The organism is Streptomyces sp. T39, assembly GCF_008042045.1.
Lineage (GTDB): Bacteria > Actinomycetota > Actinomycetes > Streptomycetales > Streptomycetaceae > Streptomyces.
Genome location: NZ_RDBP01000037.1, coordinates 985819 through 986911 on the forward strand (window position 1 = coordinate 985819; position 1093 = coordinate 986911).

The 1093-nt window shown below is 58.1% G+C and carries 1 other annotated feature (cut by a window edge).

Annotation, left to right across the window (positions count from 1 at the left end):
- Positions 1-145: 145 nt before the first annotated feature.
- Positions 146-1093: a sequence feature (23S ribosomal RNA rRNA prediction is too short), on the forward strand (it continues 202 nt past the right edge of the window).

Sequence of the window (1093 nt, forward strand, 5' to 3'; positions counted from 1 at the left end):
CGTGCCTGGCGCGCTGTTGGGTGTCTGAGGGTACGAGCGTTGCTCGTCCTTCGGGATGCCGGCCCCGGTGCACTCACCCGTTGCGGGTGGGGTGATGGGTGGCTGGTCGTTGTTTGAGAACTACACAGTGGACGCGAGCATCTGTGGCCAAGTTTTTAAGGGCGCACGGTGGATGCCTTGGCACCAGGAACCGATGAAGGACGTGGGAGGCCACGATAGTCCCCGGGGAGCCGTCAACCAGGCTTTGATCCGGGGGTTTCCGAATGGGGAAACCCGGCAGTCGTCATGGGCTGTCACCCACTGCTGAACACATAGGCAGTGTGGAGGGAACGAGGGGAAGTGAAACATCTCAGTACCCTCAGGAAGAGAAAACAACCGTGATTCCGGGAGTAGTGGCGAGCGAAACCGGATGAGGCCAAACCGTATGCGTGTGATACCCGGCAGGGGTTGCGCATACGGGGTTGCGGGAATTCTCTTGACCAGTCTGCCGACTGGTCGGCGAGTCAGAAACCGTATGGATAGGCGAAGGACATGCGAAAGGTCCGGCGTAGAGGGTAAGACCCCCGTAGCTGAAATTCATACGGCTTGCTTGAGAATTTCCCAAGTAGCACGGGGCCCGAGAAATCCCGTGTGAATCTGGCGGGACCACCCGCTAAGCCTAAATATTCCCTGGTGACCGATAGCGGATAGTACCGTGAGGGAATGGTGAAAAGTACCGCGGGAGCGGAGTGAAATAGTACCTGAAACCGTGTGCCTACAAGCCGTGGGAGCGTCGGGCTAGGACTTGTCCTGGCCTCGTGACTGCGTGCCTTTTGAAGAATGAGCCTGCGAGTTTGCGGTGTGTTGCGAGGTTAACCCGTGTGGGGAAGCCGTAGCGAAAGCGAGTCCGAACAGGGCGATTCAGTAGCGCGCTCAAGACCCGAAGCGGAGTGATCTAGCCATGGGCAGGTTGAAGCGGAGGTAAGACTTCGTGGAGGACCGAACCCACCAGGGTTGAAAACCTGGGGGATGACCTGTGGTTAGGGGTGAAAGGCCAATCAAACTCCGTGATAGCTGGTTCTCCCCGAAATGCATTTAGGTGCAGCGTCGTGTG